At 73.2% G+C, this 21,852-nt stretch carries 17 protein-coding genes, 1 tRNA gene and 2 pseudogenes; 16 read left to right on the top strand and 4 right to left on the bottom strand.

Features of this window, described 5'->3' with window-relative positions:
• The 3 genes from TR48_RS43875 to TR48_RS41230 all read left to right on the top strand — a co-directional run.
• Nucleotides 1–247 (top strand): hypothetical protein (locus TR48_RS43875; RefSeq protein ID WP_042374563.1); only part of this gene is annotated, 247 nt, incomplete at its 5' end.
• 89 nt (nucleotides 248–336) lie between these two features.
• Nucleotides 337–2,724, top strand: a complete 2,388-nt coding sequence (locus TR48_RS34760; RefSeq protein ID WP_042374569.1) for a xanthine dehydrogenase family protein molybdopterin-binding subunit — start codon at nucleotides 337–339, stop codon at nucleotides 2,722–2,724.
• A gap of 254 nt (nucleotides 2,725–2,978) precedes the next feature.
• Entirely contained in the window at nucleotides 2,979–3,929 is a 951-nt protein-coding gene (locus TR48_RS41230; protein WP_084730012.1) for a hypothetical protein, read from the top strand.
• Here the strand turns inward: TR48_RS41230 and TR48_RS34745 are convergent.
• Nucleotides 3,901–3,972 (bottom strand) — tRNA-Cys (locus TR48_RS34745). The genes TR48_RS41230 and TR48_RS34745 overlap by 29 nt on opposite strands.
• A gap of 145 nt (nucleotides 3,973–4,117) precedes the next feature.
• Between TR48_RS34745 and TR48_RS34740 the strand changes: the two genes are divergently transcribed.
• Complete coding sequence (locus TR48_RS34740; RefSeq protein WP_439654522.1) at nucleotides 4,118–5,494, top strand: MFS transporter; 1,377 nt, start codon at nucleotides 4,118–4,120, stop codon at nucleotides 5,492–5,494.
• 262 nt (nucleotides 5,495–5,756) lie between these two features.
• Nucleotides 5,757–7,553 carry a DEAD/DEAH box helicase gene (locus TR48_RS34735; protein ID WP_042374559.1) on the top strand — a complete coding sequence of 599 codons (1,797 nt, stop codon included), beginning with the start codon at nucleotides 5,757–5,759 and terminating at the stop codon, nucleotides 7,551–7,553.
• Between the two features lie 32 nt (nucleotides 7,554–7,585).
• Here the strand turns inward: TR48_RS34735 and TR48_RS43870 are convergent, their stop codons facing one another.
• On the bottom strand, nucleotides 7,586–8,011 hold the full coding sequence (locus TR48_RS43870) for an SsgA family sporulation/cell division regulator (RefSeq protein WP_052443292.1): 426 nt from the start codon (nucleotides 8,009–8,011) through the stop codon (nucleotides 7,586–7,588).
• Nucleotides 8,012–8,440: 429 nt separating this feature from the next.
• Between TR48_RS43870 and TR48_RS34725 the strand changes: the two are divergent.
• The 6 genes and pseudogenes from TR48_RS34725 to TR48_RS34705 form a co-directional block, all read left to right on the top strand.
• Nucleotides 8,441–8,890 (top strand): annotated as a pseudogene (locus TR48_RS34725) (IclR family transcriptional regulator); the annotation flags it as partial.
• A 57-nt stretch (nucleotides 8,891–8,947) separates the two neighbouring features.
• A pseudogene (locus tag TR48_RS46910) lies at nucleotides 8,948–9,094 on the top strand (IclR family transcriptional regulator); the annotation flags it as partial.
• A gap of 91 nt (nucleotides 9,095–9,185) precedes the next feature.
• Nucleotides 9,186–10,004 carry a YlbL family protein gene (locus tag TR48_RS34720; protein ID WP_042374557.1) on the top strand — a complete coding sequence of 273 codons (819 nt, stop codon included), beginning with the start codon at nucleotides 9,186–9,188 and terminating at the stop codon, nucleotides 10,002–10,004.
• Nucleotides 10,005–10,183: 179 nt separating this feature from the next.
• A complete protein-coding gene (hppD, locus tag TR48_RS34715) occupies nucleotides 10,184–11,296 on the top strand; it encodes a 4-hydroxyphenylpyruvate dioxygenase (RefSeq protein WP_042374556.1) in 1,113 nt (370 codons plus the stop codon).
• A 75-nt stretch (nucleotides 11,297–11,371) separates the two neighbouring features.
• Nucleotides 11,372–12,766 carry a M1 family metallopeptidase gene (locus TR48_RS34710; RefSeq protein ID WP_052443291.1) on the top strand — a complete coding sequence of 465 codons (1,395 nt, stop codon included), beginning with the start codon at nucleotides 11,372–11,374 and terminating at the stop codon, nucleotides 12,764–12,766.
• Between the two features lie 25 nt (nucleotides 12,767–12,791).
• Nucleotides 12,792–14,156 (top strand): FAD-binding oxidoreductase, encoded by a 1,365-nt coding sequence (locus TR48_RS34705; protein ID WP_042374555.1) that lies wholly within the window; start codon nucleotides 12,792–12,794, stop codon nucleotides 14,154–14,156.
• Between the two features lie 23 nt (nucleotides 14,157–14,179).
• On the opposite strand, the gene TR48_RS34700 is transcribed toward TR48_RS34705, so the two are convergent.
• Complete coding sequence (locus TR48_RS34700) at nucleotides 14,180–14,704, bottom strand: hypothetical protein (RefSeq protein ID WP_042374566.1); 525 nt, start codon at nucleotides 14,702–14,704, stop codon at nucleotides 14,180–14,182.
• Between the two features lie 98 nt (nucleotides 14,705–14,802).
• On the opposite strand from TR48_RS34700, the gene TR48_RS34695 reads away from it, so the two are divergent.
• The 4 genes from TR48_RS34695 (at nucleotide 14,803) to TR48_RS34680 (ending at nucleotide 20,076) form a co-directional block, all read left to right on the top strand.
• Complete coding sequence (locus TR48_RS34695) at nucleotides 14,803–15,504, top strand: response regulator transcription factor (RefSeq protein WP_042374554.1); 702 nt, start codon at nucleotides 14,803–14,805, stop codon at nucleotides 15,502–15,504.
• On the top strand, nucleotides 15,501–16,859 hold the full coding sequence (locus TR48_RS34690) for a sensor histidine kinase (RefSeq protein WP_042374553.1): 1,359 nt from the start codon (nucleotides 15,501–15,503) through the stop codon (nucleotides 16,857–16,859). The genes TR48_RS34695 and TR48_RS34690 overlap by 4 nt, the downstream gene beginning before the upstream one ends.
• Nucleotides 16,860–17,122: 263 nt before the next feature.
• Nucleotides 17,123–18,616, top strand: coding sequence for a glycoside hydrolase family 18 protein (locus TR48_RS34685; protein ID WP_042374552.1), 1,494 nt, complete (start codon nucleotides 17,123–17,125; stop codon nucleotides 18,614–18,616).
• A gap of 146 nt (nucleotides 18,617–18,762) precedes the next feature.
• Nucleotides 18,763–20,076 carry a glycosyltransferase 87 family protein gene (locus tag TR48_RS34680; RefSeq protein WP_052443289.1) on the top strand — a complete coding sequence of 438 codons (1,314 nt, stop codon included), beginning with the start codon at nucleotides 18,763–18,765 and terminating at the stop codon, nucleotides 20,074–20,076.
• A 3-nt stretch (nucleotides 20,077–20,079) separates the two neighbouring features.
• Here the strand turns inward: TR48_RS34680 and TR48_RS34675 are convergent, their stop codons facing one another.
• Nucleotides 20,080–20,481 (bottom strand): SsgA family sporulation/cell division regulator, encoded by a 402-nt coding sequence (locus TR48_RS34675; protein ID WP_042374564.1) that lies wholly within the window; start codon nucleotides 20,479–20,481, stop codon nucleotides 20,080–20,082.
• Nucleotides 20,482–20,837: 356 nt separating this feature from the next.
• Here TR48_RS34675 and TR48_RS46055 point away from each other — a divergent pair.
• Nucleotides 20,838–21,852, top strand: a 1,015-nt coding sequence (locus tag TR48_RS46055; protein ID WP_042374551.1) for a DUF2510 domain-containing protein, incomplete at its 3' end; no start/stop codon positions are given.

The following is a 21,852-nucleotide window of genomic DNA, read 5'->3' as shown; positions in this document are numbered from 1 at the left end:
GGCCCCGACGGCCCCGACGGCCCCCACGGCCTTCGGCGGCGCGGCCGCCAGCGCGGCCGGGCTCCCGACGGACGTCACCGGTTCGTTCCACGTCGGCACGATCGAGGTGAACGCCGCCGGCGCCGACGGGACGGCCTCGCCGGCCGACCCGCCCTACGACGGTGCTACCGGGGTGCCCGGCGGGCTCGACCCGGCGACCGGTGTGTACGTCCTGCCCCATCAGCACGGCCAGGAGAGCGGTTCGTGACCACCCCCTCCGACTCGACCGACGCGACCGGCGGCCACTCAGGCGGCAACCCCGGCTCGGGCGAGACGACGCTGACCAACCTCGCCACCGTGCGCGAGGGCGCCCCCGGCAGCGCCACCGGCGCGGCCCTCGGCGGGCTGCTCACCGCGACGCCGGCCGCACCCGCGTCCGCCGACGTGCCGAACACGGAGACCGCGGCGGCCATCCGGGCGCAGCGCTCCGGGATCGGCGTGTCCGCGCTGCGCGAGGACGCCCCTGCGAAGGCGATGGGCGTCTATCCCTACGCCGCCGACCTGTGGGCCGAGGGCCTGCTGTGGGGCGCGCTGGCCCGCTCGCCCTACACGCACGCGCGCATGGTCTCCATCGACACCCGCGCCGCCCTCGCCATCCCCGGCGTCTACGCCGTGCTGACCGCCGACGACCTGCCGCCCGGCCCTGACGGGACGCCCAACGGCGCGCCGACCGGCCCCTGCATCGCCGACCGGCCGATCCTCGCCGCCGGGGTGGTGCGCCACCACGGCGAGCCGTTCGCGGCGGTCGCCGCCGACCACCCCGACACCGCCCGGCTCGCCGCGGCCTCGATCGCGGTCGAGTGGGAGCCGCTGCCCGCGCTCACCGACCCCGACCAGGCGTTCCAGGCGCCGCCGCTGCACCCGGACGGCAACATCTTCCGCCAGCTGCCGATCCGCTTCGGCGATCCGGAGGTCGTCGGCGAGGTCGTCGTCGAGGGCATGTACCAGGTGGGCCGTCAGGACCCGGCGCCCGTCGGCGCGGAGGCCGGGCTGGCCGTGCCGCGTCCGGACGGCGGCGTCGAACTGCACGTCGCCACGACGGACCCGCACGGCGACCGTGACCGGATCGCCTCCTGCCTCGGCATCGAGCCGGACCGGGTCCGGCTCGTCGTCAGCGGTGTGCCCGGCGCCACCGCCGACCGCGACGACCTCGGCTTCCAGGCCACCCTGGCGCTGCTCGCGGCGCGCACCGGCCACCCGGTCAAGATGGTGCTGACGCGCGAGGAGTCCTTCCTCTCCCACCCGCACCGCCACCCCGCGCTGCTGCGCTACCGCCACCACGCCGACGCCGAGGGCCGCCTGGTGAAGGTCGAGGCGCAGATCCTGCTGGACGGCGGCGCCTACGCGGACGTCTCCAGCGAGGTGCTGGCCAACGCGGCGGCGCTGGCGGCCGGCCCCTACGTCGTCCCGCACGTCTTCGTCGACGCCTGGGCGGTGCGCACCAACAACCCGCCCTCGGGCCGGATGCGCGGCGAGGGCGCGCTGCAGGCGTGCTTCGCCTACGAGTCCCAGCTCGACCGCCTCGCGGCGGCCCTGGACCTGAGCCCGCTGGAGCTGCGCCGCCGCAACGTCATGGCCACGGGCGACCTGCTGCCGACCGGTCAGGCCGTCACCTGCCCCGCGCCGGTGCGCGAGCTGCTCGACGCCGTCGCGGACGAGCCGCTGCCGCCGCTGCCCGTCGACCGGCCGGACGCGGAGTGGCTGCTCCCCGAGGGCCCGGGCGGCGCGGGCGACCCGGCCGCGGTGCGCCGCGGCATCGGCTACGCGGTCGGCATGGTCCCGATGCTGGGCGTCGAGGGCTCGGACGAGGTGGCGACGGCGTCGGTGCGGGTCACCGGCTCCCAGGCGTCCGTCATCTGCGCGGCGGTCGACCCGGGCACCGGCTTCGCCACGCTGGCCAAGCAGATCGTCCAGGAGGTCCTGGGCGTCGACGACGTCTACATCGCCCCCGTCGACACCGACCAGCCGGCCGCGGGCCCGTCCGCGCGCGGACGCCAGACCTGGGTCGCGGGCGGCGCGATCGAGCGCGCGGCGCTGATGGTCCGCCAGCAGCTGCTCCAGCCGCTGGCGGCGCGGTTCGCCATGTCCCCGGAGCTGCTCAGCATCCAGGACGGCCGGATCACCTCCTACGACGGCGTGCTCGGCATGCCGGTGCTGGAGGCGCTGGAGGGCAAGGACCTCTGGGCCACGGCCCAGTGCCGCCCCCATCCGACCGAGCCGCTGAACCCGGAGACGGGCCAGGGCGACGCCTTCGTCGGCCTCGGCTTCTGCGCGATGCGCGCCGTGGTGGACGTCGACATCGACCTCGGCACGGTCCGCGTCGTCGAGGTCACCGCCGCGCAGGACGTGGGCCGCGCCCTCAACCCGCGCCAGATCGAGGCGCGGATCGAGGCGGGCGTCACCCAGGGCCTCGGCCTCGCCCTGATGGAGGACCTGACGGTCGCCGAGGGCCACGTCCTCGCGCCCTCCCTGGTCGGCTACCGTCTGCCGACGTCCCTGGACGCCCCGGACATCCGCGTCGCGGCCCTGATCGAGGACCGGGACGTGGTGGCCCCCTTCGGCGCGAAGGCCGTCGGCGCGGCGCCCGCCGTCGTGGCTCCGGCCGCGATCGCCGCGGCGGTCCGCGCGGCGACGGGCATGCCGGTCACCCGTCTCCCGATCCCGCCGGAGGACGCCGCGGTCTGAGATGAGGGCCTGGGCGCTCTCCGGTGCCTGGGCCCTCTTCGCCTTGGCCGTCTTTAGTGCAAAAGGGACGCTTCGCTCATGGTGCTCTCATGGCCCCGGAGCACCGTGGAGCCCGTAGTCGGAGATCACACACGACGACGGGAGCGCGACATGATCCTCACCGCGGCCAGCAGGCGTCCGGACGAAGCCCCTCTGCGGCGCCTGACCCCCAAGTCCGGCACCGTCGTGGTCGCGCGGAAGAAGTAGCGATTCCCGTGACCACGACCGCCATGCACCGGCTCACGCTGCCCCGGCTCCTCGCGCAGGACGCCGTCCAGGGCCCGCCGCCCGTCGGCGTGGACCTCCACGCCCTGCTCACCGAAGCCGGGTCGGCCGACCTCGCCGAGCGGCTGCGGGAGCCTGCCGCCCGTGTGCTGGTGATCAGCGGGGACGGCGACCCGACCTGCCACAACAACGAGACGGTCCTGCGCCGCGCGCCCCTACTCGTAGAGGAGGGCCTGCGGCACGTCGAAGCCGCGCTGCGGCAGGCGCCGTTCGCGCCGCCGCTGGCGGTCGCCGCCGAGACGCTCGCGCAGATCGCGCTGATCGCCCGTTACGGCGCGGCGTGGTTCCGGGCGGTCGGGACCCCGGCGGCGCCGGGCAGCGTGCTGTGCACCGTCCACACCGGAACGGGCCTGCCGCAGGTGGTGGAGACGGCGGTCGGAACCCCCGTGCGCACGCTCCTCGGCGCCGACCACGCCCGCACGGCGCAGGCGGTGCTGCTCGGCGGGGTGTCGGGCGTCTGGGTGCCCGGCCCTCGCGCGCTCGACACGCGGTGGGAACCGCGCGGCGAAGGCGCGCGCGTGATCGCCGCGCTGCCGTACGGCCGTTGCGGGGTGGCGGTGTCGGCCCGGATGCCGCGCCTCGCGGCGTCGCGCTGCCGGGGCGGGGAGGCGGAGGCGCTCCGGATCGCGTCCGCGCTGGACGACCTCTCCGTGCCCGGCGCGTTCGACGCGGTGGTGCGCTGGTCCACGCAGGCGACGGAGCGCGCCGACGACCCGGCGACGCACGCGGCCGCGCGCCTGCTGCTGAGCGCGCTCGCGGTGTTCCCCAGGGAGTTCGAGGCGCACGCGGCCGGGCGGTGCACGGCGCAGCCGTGGGAGGCGGAGCCGTGCGGGGCGGAGCGTGGTGCGGCGGAGCCCATGACCGGAATCGAACCGGCGTAAACCGCTTTGCAGGCGGTTCCCTCAACCACTCGGGCACACGGGCGGGTGTTCCAACACCGACGACGTTACGGGCGGCTCCCGGGGTCCTCAACGAGGAACGGGCAGAGTTCACGGGGCGCAACGGAAGCGACATCGGGCTCCATAAACGACAGGGGCAAACTTAAGGACGACCCCTTACCATGGGCCCGGTGACCACTCTCGCCCGGCCGACGGGACTCAGCGACGCGGACGAGACCGCCGGCATCCTCCACCGGCCCTACCGCATGCTCACCGTCGGGATCGTGGCGTGCGTGCTGCTGATCGCGTTCGAGGCCACCGCGGTGAACACGGCCATGCCCGTCGCCGCCCGGGCCCTGCACGGCGTGGGGCTCTACGCCTTCGCCTTCACCGGCTTCTTCACCTCCAGCCTGCTGGCCATGGTCGTCTCGGGGGAGTGGTGCGACAAGCGCGGTCCGCTGGTGCCGCTGGGCGCGGGCATCGCCGTCTTCGGCGTGGGCCTGGTGCTGGCCGGGACCGCCACCACGATGTGGACCTTCGTCGCGGGCCGGGTCACCCAGGGCCTCGGCGGCGGACTGGTCATCGTCGCGCTCTACGTCGTCGTCGGCCTGCGCTACCCCGAGCGGCTGCGGCCCAGGGTGTTCGCGGCCTTCGCTGCGTCCTGGGTGCTGCCCTCCGTCGTCGGTCCGCTGGTCTCCGGCGCGGTCACCCAGCACCTCGGCTGGCGCTGGGTCTTCCTCTCCATCCCCGCGCTCATCGTCGCGCCGCTCGTGCTGATGCTGCCGCAGCTGCGGGGTCTCGGCGCGGGGGAGGCGGCCGGGCAGCCGCTGGACCGTCGCCGCCTGTGGCTCGCCCTCGGCCTCGCCGTCGGCGCGGGGCTGCTGCAGTACGCCTCCCAGCGGCTCGACCTGTGGTCCCTGGTGCCTGCGGCGGCAGGCGCCGCCCTGCTGGTGCCGGCGGCGCTCCGGCTCCTCCCGCACGGGACGTTTCGCGCGGAGCGGGGCCTGCCCACGGTGATCCTGCTGCGCGGCGTCGCGGCCGGCGCGTTCATCTCCGCCGAGGCCTTCATCCCGCTGATGCTGGTCACCCAGCACGGCTTCTCCCCGACGCTGGCCGGGCTCTCGCTCTCGGGCGGCGGCGTCTTCTGGGCCGTCGGCAGCTGGCTCCAGGGCCGCCCCTTCGCCGAGGCGTACCGTCTGCGCCTCGTCCAGGCCGGCCTGGCGGCCGGAACCGTCGCCATCGTCCTGGTGGGCCTCGCGGCCCAGCCCTCGGCCCCCGCGTTCCTCGTCGCCGCGGCGTGGACCCTGGGCGGCTGCGGCATGGGGCTGGCGATCGCCAGCATCAGCGTCCTCCTCTTCAACCTCTCCGACCCGGAGGAGGCGGGCATCAACTCCGCGTCCCTCCAGGTGAGCGACGCCCTCGGCAACATCGTGTGCACGGCGCTCGGCGGTCTCCTCTTCACCTCCCTCGGCATCGGCACCACCCGCGGCTTCGTCGCGGTCTTCGCCGCGATGGCGGTCGTGATGCTCTGCGGCACCCTGATCTGCCGCCGCGCCCAGCCCCGCTAGGGGGCGCGAGGAACGGCGCGACAAGCCACCCTGTGTGGTGAGTCACCGATCGGGCAGGGCCATCCGCACGCCGCTGGTTTCTCGCGCAGTTCCCCGCGCCCTGGAGGGAGTGCAGCGTCTCGTGTGAGCGAAGCCGGGGGTCGTGCAACCGCGTGTGGGAGCGGAGGGGTGGGCGGCTGCGCCGGTAAGCTTGCCGGGTTGTCGGATTCGGGCCTCAGGGGCCCGGCCGGCGCCGTCCGTGACGTCGACCCCGCCGGAGACCGTGAGTACCGCCAGCTCCTCCCACGCACCGCATCACCTGTCGCCCGCGTTCCCAGGCCGTGCCCCGTGGGGCACGGCCGGAAAGTTGCGCGCCTGGCAGCAGGCCGCGATGGAGAAGTACGTCGAGACGCAGCCGCGCGACTTCCTCGCGGTCGCGACGCCGGGCGCAGGCAAGACGACCTTCGCGCTGACCCTGGCGTCGTACCTGCTGCACAACCACGTCGTGCAGCAGATCACCGTCGTCGCGCCCACCGAGCACCTCAAGAAGCAGTGGGCCGAGGCCGCCGCGCGGATAGGGATCAGGCTGGACCCGGCCTACAGCAGCGGGCCGCTCTCCCGCGACTACCAGGGCGTGGTCGTCACCTACGCGGGCGTCGGCGTGAACCCGATGCTGCACCGCAACCGGGTCGAGAACCGCAAGTCGCTGATCATCCTCGACGAGATCCACCACGCGGGCGACTCCAAGTCCTGGGGCGAGGCCTGCCTGGAGGCGTTCGAGCCGGCCACCCGGCGGCTCGCGCTCACGGGGACGCCGTTCCGTTCGGACACCAACCCGATCCCGTTCGTCAGCTACGCGGCTGGCGGCGACGGCATCCGGCGCAGCGTCGCCGACTACACCTACGGGTACGGCAACGCGCTGCAGGACCACGTCGTCCGGCCGGTGATCTTCCTCTCCTACAGCGGGAACATGCGCTGGCGCACCAAGGCGGGGGACGAGGTCGCCGCCCGGCTGGGCGAGCCGATGACCAAGGACGCCACCGCGCAGGCGTGGCGCACCGCGCTGTCGCCGCACGGCGAGTGGATGCCCAACGTGCTGCGAGCGGCGGACCAGCGGCTCACCGAGGTGCGCAAGTCGATCCCGGACGCGGGCGCGCTCGTCATCGCCTCCGACCAGGAGGCGGCCCGCGCGTACGCGAAGATGCTGCGCGAGATCACCGGCCACGGCGCGACGCTCGTGCTGTCCGACGAGGCGGAGGCGTCCCAGCGCATCACCGACTTCTCGGCCTCGGACGACCGCTGGATGGTCGCGGTCCGGATGGTCTCCGAGGGTGTCGACGTGCCGCGCCTCGCCGTCGGCGTGTACGCGACGTCGATCTCCACTCCGCTCTTCTTCGCGCAGGCCGTCGGGCGCTTCGTGCGTGTCCGGCGCCGTGGCGAGACCGCCTCGGTCTTCCTGCCGACCGTGCCGACGCTGCTCTCCTTCGCCAACGAGATGGAGCTGCAGCGCGACCACATCCTCGACAAGCAGAAGAAGGGCCAGGAGGACAGCCTCTTCGCGGAGGAGGACGCGCTGCTCGCGGAGGCGGAGCGGGCCAAGGACGAGGGCGACGGCGGCCTCGACGACGCGCCCTGGGAGGCGCTGGAGTCCGACGCGATCTTCGACCGGGTCCTGTACGAGGGCAAGGAGTTCGGCATGCAGGCCCATGCCGGCTCCGAGGAGGAGTCCGACTACCTCGGCATCCCGGGCCTGCTGGAGCCGGACCAGGTGCGGCTGCTGCTGCACCGCCGCCAGAGCCGGCAGATCCAGCGCAGCAAGACCAAGCCCGCCGAGGAGGCGGACCTGCTGGAGCTGGAGGCCGAGAAGCGGCCGGTCGTCACCCACCAGCAGTTGCAGGAGCTGCGCAAGGAGCTCAACGGCCTGGTCGGCGCCTGGCACCACCGCACCGGTCAGCCGCACGGCACGATCCACAACGAGCTGCGCCGCGTCTGCGGCGGCCCGCTGACCGCGCAGGCGACGGCGCATCAACTCCAGGCGCGGATCGGCAAGATCCGCGAGTGGGCCACCAGGATCGACTGACGGCGGCGGGCCGACGATCCGTCAGGCCCGCCTCAGTGGTGGAGCTCCGCGTCGGTCAGCAGCAGGGCGATGCCGCGATCAAGCCATTCTTCGCTGAACTCCTCGCCGAAGGGCGTCATCATGTCGGTCCGCAGCAGGTAGGCGTGCAGCGCCGCGAGCGGGGCGAGCAGCTCCGCCGTGCCCTCGGGCGAGCGGAGTCTGATGGCCACGAGGTCGCCGGGGTGCCAGTCCGCGGGCCGGACCTGGATGTCGCACTCGCCCGCGACCGTGCTCAGTCCGTCGAGCAGCAGCTCGCGGGAGACGATCCAGCGGACCGGCGCGTCGCCGGGCAACAGGAAGGTCAGTTCCACGGCCCAGGCGGCGGACTGACGAAACGTCAGCCTTACCGGGATCTGGAGGACGAGCCCGCCCGGGGTCGCCAGTTCCATGATGATCTGGCCGCGCAGCGTGTTGTTCATCGTGCTTGTCCGAACCTTTCCTAGCCTCGTCATCACTGGGCGTGATTCGATCATTACTGATCGCTCACGTAGCTTCATCCCCTTTCGGTCGGGCTCAAACCGGGCTGAAAGGGTACAGAAAACCAGTCGAACGAGTTCTGGACAGAAGGCTCCGGTTGCTGCTAAGCAGCCGAAGGTCTGCTTCGTCAGGGGCAGTTGCGTGCTCCCCCAGGCGTGCGCGGTCGTCCGGCACGGCCCCGGACCGCCCCGAAGGGGGGGATTCGTCCATTTCTCGTGGCCTGCTGCATAACGAATAGTGACCGAAATCTGGACGAGGACTTCCGCAGAGCGGTGCAGTCTCATTAGGTTCCTCGCACTCGCCCGAGCTGGACCGCGCCGCAATGACGCCTCACGGAACCCGCACGGAAGGCTTTCGGATGGGAGACGTGCGTGACCGCTGAGACCTCGCAGACGCTCGATCGCGGCGTGCGCGTGCTGAAACTGCTGGCCGACGCCGAGCGCGGGCTGACCGTCACCGAGCTGGCCGCGCGGCTGGAGGTCAACCGGACCGTCGTCTACCGGCTGCTGGCCACGCTTGAGCAGCACGGACTGGTGCGGCGGGACGTCGGCGGACGGGCCCGCGTCGGGCTCGGGGTGCTGCGGCTCTCCCACCGGGTGCATCCGCTCCTGCGGGAGGCGGCCCTGCCGGCCCTCCGCAGCCTCGCCGAGGACCTCGGCGCCACCGCCCACCTGACCCTGGTGGACGGCAGCGAGGCGCTGGTCGTCGCCGTCGTCGAGCCGAGCTGGACGGACTTCCACGTCGCCTATCGCACGGGGGTGCGGCACTCGCTGGCGGAGAACGCCGCGGGCCAGGCGATCCTGGCCGCCCGGGCGACCCCGTACGGGCAGGCGCGGCAGGAGCAGCAGGAGTGGGTGGCCGCCACGGAGGAGCGCTCCGGCGCCAACAGCGTCGCGGCCCCGCTGCGCGGCCTGATCGGCATCGAGGGCAGCGTCGGGGTGCTGATGCTGGCGGGTGCGATGCCCGAGCGCGTCGGCCCCCGGGTCCTGGAGGCAGCGACCGAGGTCTCCGAGGCGCTGCGGTAGGTCAGGCGCTGCGGTGTTCCGGGGGCGGGCCGACAGCAGGCGCCCGGGCCGCGATCCTCGCTCCGGCAGCCCGACGCCCTAGAATTCGGGCGTGTCCTCCTATCGCTCCTGGCTCGCCCCACGCCGCAACCGGCTGATCCTGTGCGCGGTGCTGGCGGCCGCCCCGATCGTGACGGCCGTGGCGGCGCCGCTGCCGTTCACCGTGCTCGAGCCCGGGATCTCGGTGAACACGCTCGGCAGCTACCAGGGCGCGGAGGTGATCACCATCACCGGTCACCCCACCCGGCACACCGAGGGCCAGCTGCGGATGACCACCATCGCCGCGACCCTGCCGAACTACAGTCCGCCGCTGTCCGAGGTCGTCAGCGCCTGGGGCGACCCGAACAAGGCCGTGGTCCCGCGCAACTCCGTCTACCCCTCGGGACAGTCCGTCAGCCAGGCGAACCAGGTCAACCAGCAGGCCATGGACCAGTCGCAGCAGGCCGCGACGACCGCGGCCCTCGACTACCTCGGGCTCTCGCCCTCGCAGGTCAAGGTCGACCTGAAGCTCGCCGACGTCGGCGGCCCCAGCGCGGGCCTGATGTTCACCCTCGGCATCATCGACGAGCTGCACGGCAACGGCTCCGGCAAGCCCGGGGCGGCCGGGGACCTCACCGGGGGCGCGGTCGTGGCCGGCACCGGCGAGATCGACGACAGCGGCGACGTCGGCGCGGTCGGCGGGGTGGCGCTGAAGACCAAGGCGGCCGCCCGGGACGGCGCGACGGTGTTCCTGGTGCCGCGCAGCGAGTGCCCGGACGCCCAGGTGAACACCCCGAAGGGGCTGCGCCTCGTTCCGGTGAACACCCTGGACCAGGCGGTGAAGGCGCTGGAGGCGCTGGACGACGGCGGCGCGGGCGTCCCCTCCTGCTGATCCGGTTGCCGGATCAGCACGGCCACAGGTGAGCAGTCTGCCCAGCTGAGGCCTGCCGACAGGGGGTGAGGTGTACAGCTTGCGCAGGGCCAGGGGTCATGGTTGCGCAGCTCCCGGATCGGCGGGACGGTACGCGCATCGGGCCTCGTCGGGGCCTCACCCCTCGGAGGTGTTCCAGCATGAGCAGTCAGACCGACGTCTTCCCGGTCAAGGGCATGGACGCCATCGTCTTCGCCGTCGGAAACGCGAAGCAGGCCGCCCACTATTACTCCACGGCCTTCGGCATGCGCCTGGTCGCCTACTCCGGGCCCGAGACGGGCGAGCGCGAGACCGCGACCTACGTCCTGACGTCGGGCGGCGCCCGCTTCGTCTTCACCTCGGTGATCAAGGCCTCGACCGAGCGCGGCGAGTTCCTCGACCGCCACGTCGCCGCGCACGGCGACGGCGTGATCGACCTGGCCATCGAGGTCCCGGACGTCCGGCACGCCTACGAGTACGCGGTCGCGCACGGTGCGACGGGCCTCGAGGAGCCGCACGAGGTCAAGGACGAGCACGGCATCGTCGTCCTGGCCTCGATCGCCACCTACGGCGAGACCCGCCACACCCTGGTCGACCGCAGCGGCTACGACGGCCCCTACCTGCCGGGCTTCGTGGCCAGGAACCCGATCGTCGAGCCCGGCGCGCGGTTCTTCCAGGCCGTCGACCACTGCGTGGGCAACGTCGAGCTCGGCAAGATGGACGAGTGGGTCACGTTCTACAACCGGGTCATGGGCTTCACGAACATGAAGGAGTTCGTGGGCGACGACATCGCCACCGAGTACTCGGCGCTGATGTCCAAGGTCGTCGCGGACGGGACGCGCAAGGTCAAGTTCCCGCTCAACGAGCCGGCGATCGCGAAGAAGAAGTCGCAGATCGACGAGTACCTGGAGTTCTACGGCGGCCCCGGCGTCCAGCACATCGCGCTGGCGACCAACGACATCGTGGCGACGGTCCGCGCGATGCGCGCCGCGGGCGTCGAGTTCCTGGACACCCCCGACAGCTACTACGACACGCTGGGCGAGTGGGTCGGCGAGACCCGCGTCCCGCTGGACGAGCTGCGTGAGCTGAAGATCCTCGCGGACCGCGACGAGGACGGCTACCTGCTGCAGATCTTCACCAAGCCGGTGCAGGACCGTCCGACCGTCTTCTTCGAGATGATCGAGCGCCACGGCTCCATGGGCTTCGGCAAGGGCAACTTCAAGGCGCTGTTCGAGGCGATCGAGCGCGAGCAGGAGCGCCGCGGCAACCTGTAGTCGCCGGTGATCCACCTCACCTTTTGGTCTACTCCGCCACGGCGGTGACGGTACGTCGAACTTACGGTTAGTCAGGTGACGAACCGTCTGTTTCTGACTACCGCCGCGACCGTGCTCGCGGTCAGTGGACTCATCGGGGCCGCGGCCCCGGCGACGCCTGTGGGCACGAAGGGCGCCGCCGGGGCCGGGGATCCGCTGTTGCCGCTCTCCGGGGACGGAGGGCTGCACGTCCGCCACTACGCGCTGACGCTCGCGTACCAACCGAAGGCCCAGCACCTGGACGCCACCGCCGTCCTGTCGGCGACGGCCACGCAGGACCTGTCGGGGTTCGATCTCGACCTCGCCGGGCTCGACGTCCGGCGGGTGACGGTCGACGGCGCCGTCGTGCCCTTCTCCCGGGTTGGGCAGAAGCTGCAGATCTCCCTCGCGGACACGGTGGCCGACGGCGCGGACTTCACCGTCACCGTGGACTACGGCGGGACGCCGCACCCGATCATCGACGCGGACGGGACCTCCGACGGATGGACCGCGCTGCCGGGGGCCCGGGGCGCGTTCGTGGCCGGTGAGCCGCAGGGGGCGATGACGTGGTTCCCCTGCAACGGCCACCCCGTCGACAAGTCCACCTACGACGTCACCGTGACGGTGCCCCAGGGGTACACGGCCGTGTCGAACGGCGTGCTGCGCACCCAGCACACCGCCGCCGGGCGGTCCACGTTCAGCTGGCACGAGTCCGCGCCGATGGCCGCCTACCTCGCCACGGCCAGCGTCGGGCGCTTCGACGTGCGCCAGTACTGGACCGGCAGACTGCCGGTCTACACCGCCGTCGACCCGGCGGAGAAGAACGACGCCGACGAGGTGCTGGACCAGCTGCCGGCCGTCATCGCGTGGGAGTCGAGCCTGTTCGGGCCGTACCCGTTCGACGCCGCCGGGGCGATCGTCATGCACGACAAGACCATCGGCTACGCCCTGGAGACGCAGACCCGGCCGCTGTACGACGAGGCCCCGGACCTGGACACCCTCGTGCACGAGACCGCGCACCAGTGGTTCGGGGACTCGGTGACGATCAGCCGGTGGAGGGACATCTGGCTCAACGAGGGCTTCGCCACCTACGCCGAGTGGATGTGGGACGCCGCGCACGGCGGCGCCACCCCGCACGCCCGGCTGGCACAGCTGTACGCCAGGCCGGCGGCGGACCAGCTCTGGGCCTATCCGCCGGCGGATCCGGGCCAGCTGTCGCGCCTCTTCGGGGTGCCGAGCTACGCGCGCGGCGCGATGGCCCTGCAGGAGCTGCGGGAGGCCGTCGGCGACCAGGCCTTCTTCGCCGTCCTGCGGCAGTGGACCGCCGCTCACCGGCACGGACACGGCACCACCGCCCAGTTCGAGGCGCTGAGCGCGGCCGTGTCCGGAAAGAACCTGGACGCGCTCTTCGCCACCTGGCTGTATTCCGCCGGAAAACCGACGAAGATGTGAGCCACGAGCTGAGGGGGCCTGACGGATGAGCGACCTGGTCGACCTGTTGCGCGAGGGCCTGCCGGAGGCGGCGGTCGTCGCCGACCCGGACGTCACCGCGGCGTACCAGCAGGACATGGCCGGGTTCTGCGACGCCGCCCCGCCCGCGGTCGTGGTCTTCCCGCGGACGGTGGACGAGGTCCAGCACGTCATGCGGACGGCGACGCGGCTGCGGGTGCCCGTCGTCCCGCAGGGCGCGCGGACGGGGCTGTCCGGTGCGGCCAACGCGGTCGCGGGCGCGATCGCGCTCTCGCTGGTGCGGATGGACCGGATCCTGGAGCTGGATCCGGTCAACCGGATCGCCGTCGTCGAGCCGGGCGTCGTCAACGCGGAGCTGTCCCGCGCCGCGGCCCGGCACGGGCTCAACTACCCCCCGGATCCGTCCAGCTGGGAGTCGTGCACGGTCGGCGGCAACATCGGCACCGGCGCGGGCGGCCTGTGCTGCGTCAAGTACGGCGTGACGGCCGAGTACGTGCTCGGGCTGGACGTCGTGCTCGCGGACGGGCGGCTGCTGCGGACGGGCCGGCGCACCGCCAAGGGCGTCGCCGGGTACGACCTGACCCGGCTGTTCGTCGGCGCCGAGGGGACGCTGGGCGTCGTCGTCGGCGCGGTGCTGGCGCTGCGGCCCGCGCCGCCGCCGCAGCTGGTGCTGGCCGCCGAGTTCCCCTCCACGGACGCCGCCGGGGCGGCGGTCTGCGCGGTGATGGCCGCCGGGCACGTGCCCTCGCTGATGGAGCTGATGGACACCACGACGGTCCGGGCCGTCAACGCGATGGCGCAGATGGGCCTGCCGGACTCGACCGCGGCGCTGCTGCTGGTGGGCTTCGACAGCCTCGACCCGACCTCCGACCTGGAGGCCGTCGGCGAGCTGTGCCGGGCGGCCGGTGCGACGGAGGTGGTCCCCGCCGCCGACAGCGGCGAGTCGGAGCTGCTGCTGGAGGCGCGTCGGCTGGCGCTGCCCGCCCTGGACCGGCTCGGCACCACGATGATCGACGACGTGGCGGTGCCGCGCTCCCGTCTCGGGGAGATGCTGGCCGGGGTGGCCCGGATCGCCGAGGACTACGACCTCACCATCGGCGTCTGCGCGCACGCCGGGGACGGCAACACCCATCCGGTCGTCGTCTTCGACTCCGCCGACGCGGACGAGTCGGCCCGCGCCCGCGCCTCCTTCGACGCGATCATGTCGCTCGGGCTGGAGCTGGGCGGCACCATCACCGGCGAGCACGGGGTGGGGCTGCTGAAGAAGGACTGGCTGGCCCGCGAGCTCGGCCCGGTCGGAGTCCAGTTGCAACGTCAGGTCAAGGCGGTCTTCGACCCGTTGGGGATCATGAACCCCGGCAAGCTGTTCTGATCACCGCGCCGTCCGAGCAGCGGTCACTGGTTCATCAGCCAGGTCTGCACCATGGGCGGGTGGCCGTTCCAGGTCACGTAGAAGATCGAGTCCGTGCTGCCCTGGGTGAAGTCCACCCGTAGCCACTCGTCGCCGGTGTAGACGTGCATGGACCAGCCGCTGTCGGGGGTCGCCGAGACCAGGTCGGCGGAGGTCTGGCCCATGGACACGACGATCCGGCCGCCGGTGGGCGTGTAGCTGTGCACGTCGCCGGTGGCGCTCGGTCCGGCGGGCGACGCCGAGGGGCTGGGCGAGGCGTCGTGGCTGGGCCCGGGCGAGGCGCGGTGGGTCGACGCGGCCGGCGGCAGCGGCGCCTGCGTCGGGGCGTCGGTCGTCGTCGGCAGGGGCGCGGGCGACACGGAGGCGGAGCCGGCGACAGTCAGGGCGAGGGCGCCGGGCTGCTGGTAACCGTCGTCGGAGAGCACCCGGTGCACCCCGTACCAGGACACGCCGACCGCGGCCCCCGTGGCCGCTGCCCAGGCCGCCGTCTGCACCAGCACTCTTCGCACCGGGCCAGTATGCACGGCCCGCCCCGGGCCCAGGAGTCGGGTCCGAAGGCGGCCCAGGAGGTACAGACCACCGGCCTCCATGGGCTACCGTCACGGCCATGGCAACAGTGCTCGTGGTCGAGGACGATCCTTTTGTTCGGTCTGCCCTGATCCGTCATCTCAGCGACGCCGGCCACGCCGTCCGCAGCGTCGGCACTGCGCTCGAAGCGCTGCGCGAGGTCGCCCAGGTCGGGTGCGACCTGGTGATCCTCGACCTCGGCCTGCCCGACCTCGACGGCGGCGAGGCGCTGAAGATGATCCGCGGGCTCACCGACACCCCCGTCATCATCTCCACGGCCCGCGACGAGGAGTCGGAGATCATCCGCCTGCTCAACGACGGCGCCGACGACTACCTGGTCAAGCCCTTCTCGGTGGAGCACCTGACCGCCCGCATGGCGGCCGTACTGCGTCGGGCCGGCTCCGCCGGGCCGACCGGGCAGCTGTTGCAGACCGGCGGCCTGCGGATCGACCTCCAGCGCCGTGAGGCCACCCTCGACGGCCGGGAACTCGACCTCACCCGGCGCGAGTTCGACCTGCTCGCCTACCTCGCCGCACGCCCCGGCGTCGTCGTCTCCCGTCGCGAGCTGCTGGCCGAGGTCTGGCGCCAGCCCTACGGCACCGATCAGACGATCGACGTGCACCTGTCCTGGCTGCGCCGCAAGCTCGGCGAGACGGCCTCGCAGCCGCGCTACCTGCACACGGTGCGCGGCGTCGGCGTCCGCCTCGACATACCGGCGGCGTCCGGCGGGAACGCGACGTGAGAGGCGCGCTGTTCAAGGTCTGCGTCGCCGTCACCACCATGGTGGCGCTGGCCTTCCTGATCCCGCTCGGCCTGATGGTCCGTGAGACCGCCCGCGAGCGCGCCTTCACCGCGGCGGAGCGCCAGGCCGCGACGCTCGGCCCGGCACTCGCCATCACCACCGACCAGCGCGCCCTGCAGCGCGCCCTGGCCAGCACGCAGGACGGCGCGGCCGGGCTCATCGCCATCCATCTGCCGCGAAGCGGCGGCGGATTCGACACCCTGGGCCGCGAACGGGTCGGCCCGGCCGCGCTGACGGCGGTCGCGGCGAACGGGCGCAGCGGCACCACCGGTGTCGCCGGCGGCTTCGCCTACCTGGAGCCCGTCGCCGTCAACGACGGCCGGGTGGCCGTCATCGAGGTGTTCGTCCCCGACGCGGAGCTGTCCCGCGGCGTCGCCTCGGCCTGGCTGGTCCTCAGCGGCGTCGCGGTGGTGCTGGTCCTCATCTCCGTCGCGGTCGCCGACCGCCTCGGCACCCGGATCGTCGGCGCGGCCCGCCGCCTCGCGAGCGCCTCCCGCGCGCTCGGCGAGGGCGACCTCGCGGTCCGCGTCCCCGAGGTCGACGACAGCCCGCGCGAACTGCGCGAGGCGGCGGAGGCGTTCAACGCGATGGCCGACCGCGTGGTGCGGCTCCTCGCCTCGGAACGCGAGCTGGCCGCGGACCTCTCCCACCGCCTGCGCACCCCGCTGACCGTGCTGCGTCTGAACACCGCGTCCCTCGGCCAGGGCGACGCGGCCGAGCAGACACGCCACGCGGTGGCCCAGCTGGAACGCGAGGTCGACGAGATCATCCGCGCGGTCCGCGGCCGCGGCTCCTCTCCGGCCGCCGCCGACGCGACGCCCGTCTCCTGCGACGCGGCGGAGGTGATCCGCGACCGCGCCGAGTTCTGGTCGGCGCTCGCGGAGGACGAGTCCCGCCGCTGGCAGCTCGCGGGCGCGGAGCGCCCGGTCTCCGTCCCCGTCGCCGCACCCGAGCTGGCCGCGGCGCTGGACGCGATGCTCGGCAACGTCTTCCGCCACACCCCCGAGGGGACGGCTTTCGCCGTCGACGTCCACGGCACTCCCGACGGCGTCATCGTCATGGTCTCCGACGCGGGCGCGGGCATCCCCGATCCCGAGCTGGCGCTCCGCCGCGGCGTCGGCGCGGAACGCGACGGCTCCACCGGCCTCGGCCTGGACATCGTCCGCCGCGTCGCCGAGAGCACGGGCGGCGACGTCGCCATCGGCAGGTCCGTCCTCGGCGGCACGGAAGTCCGCGTCCGCCTGCTGCACAAGCGCACTCCTGCAGCCAGGCAACGGCGCAGGGCCAAGGGCTAGAGAGCCGGTTGCAATCCTCAGGGGCGCGGGGAACCGGGCCTGTTCCTTAAAAGGGCCCTAAGGGGGATCTACCTCCGTCTGAGCAGGGCTGATCGGCCGATCCGCAAGGGCTAGCGTCCCTTTCGACGGACCGCGAGGCCGGTGGTGACCGGGTGTCAACCATCCATGCCCGTGGGCTTCCTGTGGCCGCTGTCCCCACCAGGGGCCAAGGCGCCGGCTCGTGGTCCCTCAACAGATGTCCCCCATCGTGGAGGTACCCCCGCATGTCGAACCACGCCCGCCGAGCGCCGCGCCGTCGCGCTGTCCTCGGGGCTTCCGCAGCCGCCACCGTCCTGCTCGCCGGCGGGATAACCGCCCTCGCGGTCAGTGCGAACGCGGCCACCGTGGGCGCCGTGTACTCGACCACCAGTGACTGGGGGAGCGGCTACAGCGGCCAGTACGACGTCAGCAACCCGACGTCCAGCACCGTCGACAACTGGAAGCTGACGTTCGACCTGCCGGCCGGCGCCAAGATCAGCTCGCTGTGGAACGCCACCTTCACCGCCAGCGGCGGGCACATCACCGTGACCCCGGCGTCCTGGGACAGCACGCTCACGGCGAACCAGCACGCGGTCGTCGGGTTCGTCGTGAACGGCTCGGGCGCACCCACCAACTGCACCATCAACGGTGCCGACTGCTCCACCGGCTCCGCGCCGACCCCGTCCGGCCAGCCGACCACGGCGAGCCCCACGCCGACCCGCTCGTCCGCGCCGACCCCGACGCCCACCGCCACGAAGACCACCACGCCGACCCCGACCCCTACGCCGACGCCCTCCGCGTCCAGCACGGGCTCGGCATCCGGCGCTGGCTTCTCGCCCTACGTGGACACGTCCCTCTATCCGGCCTATGACCTGATCGCCACCGCCAAGGCGACCGGCGTGAAGAACTTCAACCTCGCCTTCATCACCGACGGCGGCGGCTGCAACCCCGAGTGGGGCGGCGTCTCGCCGCTGACCAGTGACGGCGTGCCGGGGCAAATCGGCGCGCTGCGCGCGATGGGCGGGGACGTCCGGGTCTCCTTCGGCGGGGCGAACGGCACCGAGCTCGCCGAGTCCTGCGGCAGCGTGAGCGCGCTCACCGCCGCGTACCAGAAGGTGATCGACGCCTATGGCCTGACGAAGATCGACTTCGACGTCGAGGGCGCGGCCACCGGCGACACCGCAGGCATCGCCCGCCGCGACCAGGCGATCGCCCAGCTCCAGCAGACCGCCAAGGCGAAGGGCAAGACGCTCGACGTCTCCTTCACCCTGCCCGTGCTGCCCTCCGGCCTGGTGCAGTCCGGCACGGACCTGCTGCAGAACGCCAAGAGCGCGGGCGTGGCCGTCTCCGCCGTCAACGTGATGGCGATGGACTTCGGCGACGGCGCCGCACCCAGCCCGAGCGGCAAGATGGGCCAGTACGCGATCGACTCCGCGACCGCGACCGAGGCCCAGGTGAAGTCCATCTTCGGCTGGGACGACCCCACCGCGTGGAAGCACGTCGCGGTGACCCCGATGATCGGCGTCAACGACACCAACACCGAGGTGTTCACCGTCGCCGACGCGACGCAGCTCGCGCAGTTCGCGAGCGGCAAGCACCTGGGCTGGCTGTCCATGTGGTCCGCGACCCGCGACCAGCCCTGCTCCGGCGGGGCCAAGTCCTACGCCGACGCCACCTGCAGCAGCATCGCCCAGCAGCCGCTGGACTTCAGCCGGGCGTTCGGCGCCTACACCGGCTGAGTGCCGAAGGGCCGGGACAGGCCGCGTACGGAGTGACGGCAGAGGCCGGAGCAGACCGGGGGAACTCGGGAGGCTTCGGCCTCGTCCTGTGGAGGGCGTGTGCTTTGGGTTAGTGTCACGCAGGGTAGGTGAGAAGGAGTTTTTGCGTGACCACCGTCAATAGGGCGATCGGCGCCGTGCGTGCGGCGCCGCGCCGCACCACCGTGTCGGCCGCCGCCGTCGCGGTGGTCTCGCTGCTCGCCTACGCCGTGCTGCGGCACCTCTCGCACGTCTCCATGGTCGACGCCATGGTCTACCAGGCCGAGGGCGACGCGGTGGCGCACGGCCGCGACCTCTACGAGCTGCGAGTCGGCGCCTACGCGCTGCCCGCGACCTACCCGCCGTTCTCGGCGATGCTCTTCGCGCCCGCCGCGTTCCTCTCCTTCGGCGCGCTGCGGGTGCTGGTGACCCTGGTCAACCTGGTCGAGCTGGCGGTCGTGGCCGCCCTGTCGTGCAAGCTGGCCGGCTGGCCGAGCCGGCCGCTTCGGCCGGCGGCCGTGCTGCTGGTGACCGGTCTCGGCGTCTGGCTGGAACCGGTGTGGACGACGCTGCGGTACGGGCAGATCAACCTCCTGATCCTGGCGCTGGTGCTCTGGGACCTGACCCTGCCGGAGAGCAGCCGCCTCAAGGGTGTGGGCATCGGACTGGCGGCCGGGCTGAAGGTGACGCCCGGCTTCTTCGTGGTCTACCTGCTGCTGACCCGCCGCTTCCGCGCCGCCGCGACGGCCGCGGCCTCCTGCGCGCTCACCGTCCTCGTCGGGCTGCTGGTGCTGCCCGGTGCGAGCTGGGACTTCTGGACCAAGGACCTGTACGACACCACGCGCGTGGGCAAGGAGTACATCGTCGACAACCAGTCCCTGCGCGGCATGGCGGACCGCCTCCTGCACAGCACCCACACGGGCACCGCCACGGTGCTCCTGGCCGCCGCCGTGGCCGTGGCGGGGCTGGCGCTGGCGGTGCTGGCCGAACGGCGCTGTCCGGGCATGCCGCGGGCGCACGCCTGGGCCGGGATGACGGTGGCGATCACCATGGTGCTGGTCTCCCCGATCAGCTGGACCCACCACTGGGTCTGGTGCGTGCCGCTGCTGGTGCTGCTCGCCGCCGAGGCGCGCGCCGAACGCCGACGCGGCCTGCCGGGGTGGGCGGGCCACCGCTGGCGGGTCGTCCTGGCCGGGACCGCGCTGTGCTTCTGTTCCTTCGCGATGTGGTTCGTGCCGCACAAGGCGTGGCACGGCGTGCAGATGTCCTACTGGTTCGAGCCCGCCGCCTCCGTCTACCCCCTGTTCGGGCTGGCCTTCCTGGCCCTGGTCGCGGTGCGGGTGCACCGCTGGACGCGGCCGCTTCCGCCGCCGGACAGGTCGGAGCCGCACGGGGCGTCGGCGTTAGGCGACCGGCCCCGGGCCACCACGGCGCGTCCCTGAGCCTCACTCGCCGTCCAGCAGTGCGGTCAGCTCCGCGTCCAGGTCCATGACGGAGGACTCGGTGCCGGTCGGCACCACGCGGAGCGTCTGCTCGAGCCAGGTAGCGACGGGCGCCGCCGACGCCTCCAGCAGCGCCTCGCCCGCGGGCGAGCTCAACGCCAGGCAGATCCGGCTCCGCCCGTCCGCGCGGGTCGGCCAGATCCGCACGTCGCCGGTGCCGCAGGCGCGGAACACGCCCTCGACCAGCAGCTCACGGGCGAACACCCAGGTCACCGGCGAGTCCTGACCCACATGGAAGGTGACGTGCACGGCGTACGGGTCCTCCGGGCAGTACGCCAGCAGCGCCGGCACCGGCAGGCTCCGCTCGGGGGAGAGCACCAGCTCGACGGTCAGCTGCTGCTGCATGCAGCCGTGTCCGTCCAGGTGGGCGCGCTCCTGGTACGAGAGTCGCTCGGCGCGCAGGCCGGTGGTGTAGTCGTCGTGGCGTTCGTTGCGGTCGGCGGCAGCCATGGGGTTCCCTCTCTCGATCTCTCGTTCGTGCGCACGCCCCCGCGGGAGGGGGTCACTTGGAGAGAGAGGTCCGGGTTCCCGTTCTTACAGCGGTTTCGCGACGTTTTTCGCGTGCGTTCCCTGAGCGCGGTACTACGCTTTGTGACACGGCGAGGACGCGTCGTGTTCGGAGTGGGCAGGCCTGGGGCCGCCCTCCGTCGGCGTGCCGCCGACCAGGCACCCGATCAGTGGATGAAGCGGGAAAGCACTCTATGACGGTTCAGCCCCCCGCGGAGCGACCCGCGCCCGGCTACTACCCCGACCCCTCGATCCCCGGTTTCGTCCGGTACTGGGACGGGGACGCCTGGACCCCGGGCAGCGCGCGTCCTGCTCCCGAGGACGGCGCGCCGCTCCCGCCCCCGCCGCGGGCCGCCCGTGGCGGCGTCCGGGTCGCTCCGCCTCCGCCGCCGCGGCCCGCCGCCATGGAGGAGACGGGCCCCGTCTTCCTCGACGAGACGGGCGCGGCGCGGCTCATCGTCCCGACGCCGCCGGAGCCGTCCGTGTGGGGTGCGAGCGCGCAGGCCCAGCCGGGCCTGCTGGACGACACGGGCTCCGTTCCCCAGCACGTCTCCTGGGGCGTCCCGACGCCCTCTGCGCCCGCTGCGTCCGGGCCCACGGCCGCGCCCCCACCTGTGCCTGCCACGGATGCCGAACAGGACGAGGAGCTCGCCTCCGCCCTGCGCCTCGCCCTGTCCCAGACCCGCCGCGCCCAGCTCCCACCGCCCACCAGCTACGAATCGGAGCACTGGTCCGAGCCGCACTCCGGCTACGCCGCCGCTGACGAGGCCGGAGGGGCGCAGCAGACCGGGACGGGATGGCAGCGGCCGGGCGGCGATTCCGCTGTCCACGAGCGGCGCCACAGCGCGGTGGCCGACCTGCGAGCGTTCCCCGCGGACCCGGTCGACGCACCCCCGGCCGGGCCGGACGGGCCGGGTGCACGGAGGCAGGAGCCCCGGATGTCCTGGGCGCGGCCGGGCAACGACACCCTCGCCCCCGGGGTCCAGCGCGGTCTCGGCATTACCGCGCCCGAGGAGCCCGCGCCCGTTCTGCCCGCGCCCGTTCTGCCCGCACCTGTTCTGCCCGCACCTGCGCCGACCCCGCCTGCGCAGCTCGCGCCCGCGCAGGCGGGGCCGCTGGGCGGCGAGACCGGCGCGTCCGCCCTGCCCGGCGCCGGCGGTGCCACGCCGAGCCCGCAGGCGGCCGTACCGGCCGCGCCTCCCGTGAGCG

The sequence above is a fragment of the Streptacidiphilus neutrinimicus genome (assembly GCF_000787815.1).
Classification (GTDB): domain Bacteria; phylum Actinomycetota; class Actinomycetes; order Streptomycetales; family Streptomycetaceae; genus Streptacidiphilus; species Streptacidiphilus neutrinimicus.
This window is presented reverse-complemented; position numbering and strand designations above follow the sequence as displayed.

What these genes read in the sequence shown, in the direction of transcription:
- TR48_RS34675 (WP_042374564.1), bottom strand. Translation starts at nt 20,481, where the DNA reads ATGCAGCAGCAGCTGACCGTCGAGCTGGTGCTCTCCCCCGAGCGGAGC.
- TR48_RS34685 (WP_042374552.1), top strand. Translation starts at nt 17,123, where the DNA reads ATGTCGAACCACGCCCGCCGAGCGCCGCGCCGTCGCGCTGTCCTCGGG.
- TR48_RS43870 (WP_052443292.1), bottom strand. Translation starts at nt 8,011, where the DNA reads ATGAACAACACGCTGCGCGGCCAGATCATCATGGAACTGGCGACCCCG.
- TR48_RS34705 (WP_042374555.1), top strand. Translation starts at nt 12,792, where the DNA reads ATGAGCGACCTGGTCGACCTGTTGCGCGAGGGCCTGCCGGAGGCGGCG.
- hppD (WP_042374556.1), top strand. Translation starts at nt 10,184, where the DNA reads ATGAGCAGTCAGACCGACGTCTTCCCGGTCAAGGGCATGGACGCCATC.
- TR48_RS34695 (WP_042374554.1), top strand. Translation starts at nt 14,803, where the DNA reads ATGGCAACAGTGCTCGTGGTCGAGGACGATCCTTTTGTTCGGTCTGCC.